We start from the raw sequence: 2,872 nt of genomic DNA on the forward strand, positions 1-2,872 counted from the left end.
ACGCCACCAACGAGGGCAAGGAAGTCATCCACCGCCACGGCCAGGCCGCCGACCAGGCTGGTGTGGACTTCGTGTCCCAGGACGGGGCCTCTGCCCAGACGTTCATGGTCTAGGACGGCCCACCAGGGGTGCTGTAGCGACAATGCCGAAAGGGGGGCCAACTGAAGTTGGCCCCCCTTTTTGCTGCTCGAAAGAATAGATAGAAGGGATAGGACATGGCGCTGACGACAACCGTCGGGGGCGTATGGGTACTGCAGGCGCTGCTGGGGGTGGAATCCATGCCAACAGCGTTGCGGCTCAAGCCATTTATTCCGTCAGTGCATCACGAACTGATTGTTGAGACCACAGCAGGGCCGGTCCCGATCGCTGAAACCGCCGAGTATCTGAGCCTGGTGCAGGCCGGCGCTATTTCCCCCAGTGGCGCGGTCGACGACCCGGTGCGCGACTGGATGACCGTGCTGGGCCGCCCTGATCGCCAAGCCGTCCTGACCATACGGCGACCGTCAGGGCAGGCCGTCCACAACGGTGAGCTCCCGACTGTGGAGGAGCGGGTGGTCGTGGTGTGCCGGTACCGCCGGTGGCTGGCGATGGCTGCCCGCGACGGCAACGAGATGGTCGTTGACGCAGTGGGGGAGACCGATGACCCCGCAGTCCAGGCGGACTTGATGTGCCAAACCTTGATGCCGGCGCTGGGTGTGGCCGCACCCGCTGACATCGACGGCGTCAACATCCCCGCCGACCTGATGCAATCGACACTGGAAGCCGCTGTCCCGCAAGGGCGAGACGCCACGATCGCCGCGATGAGCCGGCTGGGACTGCAACCCCAGCAGGCCGAGGTCCTGGCTGCGGCGACACGCTTGGACGACTCGGCCATGGCCGTCGCCATGGTGCTTGACCACGACATCGCCCAGCATGTCCATCCCCGGGTGGTCACGGTGGCCGACACCGAGTTTGGCCGCGTGAGCATCACCACGAGCACGTCGGCAGACGGTAAGCAGTGGCTGAGCTTGTGGCCGGCCACCACAGACGCCGTGCGCGAGGACCTCTACGGGCTGCTTTCCGCGCCACGGGCGGCCGCGTAAAACGCCATGCGTACATATGTCGGGGGGCATGAAATTGGTGCCGATTTAGGGTCATTGTCCCTAGTAGGGTGGGCAATATGGCGCTGAATTTGACGTCGCGGCTGCAGGTGACGGCCCACTATTTCTGGAACCGCCGCAACGCGGCGGCGCTGAGCCATCACGGCGTTCGGCTCGAATACGACCCCGAACAGCGCCGCAGCGCTGCCCTCATCCTCGGGGTCATGTTCACACTGCTGGCCATGGCGCTGATGTTCGTGCTGTCGTGGTTCAAGCCGGCCGGCCAGGTCGGCCAGTCGGCCATTTTGGCCGACCGCGACACCGGCGCGGTCTACGTGATGGTCGACGGTCGACTACACCCGGCGCTGAATCTGATGAGCGCCCGGCTGATCGCAGGCCAGCCGAACAACCCCACGTTCGTCAAGGCCGCAGAGTTGGAGAAGTACCCGCAGGGGCCGCTAGTGGGCATCGTGGGCGCTCCCGCGGCGATGCCGATCCGTACGGCGTCGTCCTCGGACTGGGCGGTGTGCGACACCGCACCGACCGCGACGTCGACGACCTCGGCCGCCTCGGAACCTGTGGTCACGGCGATCGCTGGCCAACTGACGCTGGGCCAGCGGTCAGCGCCGCTGCAGATGCCCGATGCCATCCTGGGCCGCTACGGCAATCGAACCTATGTTATCTGGGAGGGACACCGCTCCGAGATTGACCTCAGCAATAAGGCTGTCGCTTTAGCCTTGGGCGTCGATACGACTGCCCCGGAACCGATTCCGTTGTCGCCACCGCTTTTTGACGCCCTTCCGGCGACCGACCCGCTGGTGAGCCCGGCCATTCCGGGGGCAGGGGAACCGTCACGGTGGAATGTCGCCGACGGCGCGGTGATTGGGTCTGTGCTGACGGTGCGTGACCTCGGTCAGCCCAACGCTGCGGAATCGCTGTACGTGCTGTTACGTGATGGCGTGCAACGGGTTTCGCCGTTCGTTGCTTCACTATTGCGATCGGCGAACTCGTTCGGCGATGTGGCCCCGATTCAGGTGGCCCCCGACAAACTCGCTCCGATACCGGTGGTGGATAAGCTGCCTGTGTCGTTCTACCCGGCCACTCGGCTGCGCCTGGTGGACACTGCCGTCAATGCCACCACTTGCTTGGCATGGTCGAAAGGCGCCACGGACCGCGCCGCCGAAGTCACGATCTTGTCGGGGCAAGGATTGCCGATCCCGCTCGGCTCTGCCGATAACCGCCTGGTGAAACTTCCGAAGGGCGTTCGTGATCCCGAATCGGTGGAGGCTGACCAGGTGTACATCGGCCCTGGTGCCACGAACTTGGTGATGACGACCAGTGCGGCCCCAGCGGCGTCCTCGCGCGAAGCGATGTGGTGGATTTCAGATCAGGGGGTCCGCTTTGGCATCGAGTTGTCCGACGACGCATTCAGAGCCCTCGGGGTGTCCCCGGATAGGTCGCAGCAGGCGCCGTGGCCGCTGATCCGGGCGTTTGCGCCAGGGCCAGCACTCACCCGCGCCGACGCACTGGTCCAGCACGACTCGCTCGCTCCCGTCGGGGGCGCCGAAGCGCTGCCCACCAGGTCTCCGGGAAGCTAGTTGCCATAAATCGAGGGTCGAAAAACTAGTGCCGATATACGACATACACGCTGATAGGATCTGATTGTGACTGACCGCGACCTTCCCCCTGAGCAGCCGGGCTACCCTCCGAGCGAGGGTGATCCCCGCGACACCGGCGCGCACGCCGCAGAGCCGCCGGCACCGCCGGCACCGCCGGCGGTGCCGGGCTGGCCC

The 2,872-nt window shown here is 65.5% G+C and carries 2 protein-coding genes; both read left to right on the plus strand.

Annotation, left to right across the window (positions count from 1 at the left end):
* The first annotated feature begins 215 nt into the window (after positions 1-215).
* Positions 216-1,082 (plus strand): ESX secretion-associated protein EspG, encoded by an 867-nt coding sequence (locus tag H7I57_RS33120; RefSeq protein WP_264028515.1) that lies wholly within the window; start codon positions 216-218, stop codon positions 1,080-1,082.
* 77 nt (positions 1,083-1,159) lie between these two features.
* Positions 1,160-2,677 carry a type VII secretion protein EccB gene (gene eccB, locus H7I57_RS33125; RefSeq protein ID WP_264028516.1) on the plus strand — a complete coding sequence of 506 codons (1,518 nt, stop codon included), beginning with the start codon at positions 1,160-1,162 and terminating at the stop codon, positions 2,675-2,677.
* Positions 2,678-2,872 lie beyond the last annotated feature (195 nt).

It is taken from the genome of Mycolicibacterium pyrenivorans (genome assembly GCF_025821625.1).
Classification (GTDB): Bacteria; Actinomycetota; Actinomycetes; order Mycobacteriales; family Mycobacteriaceae; genus Mycobacterium; species Mycobacterium pyrenivorans.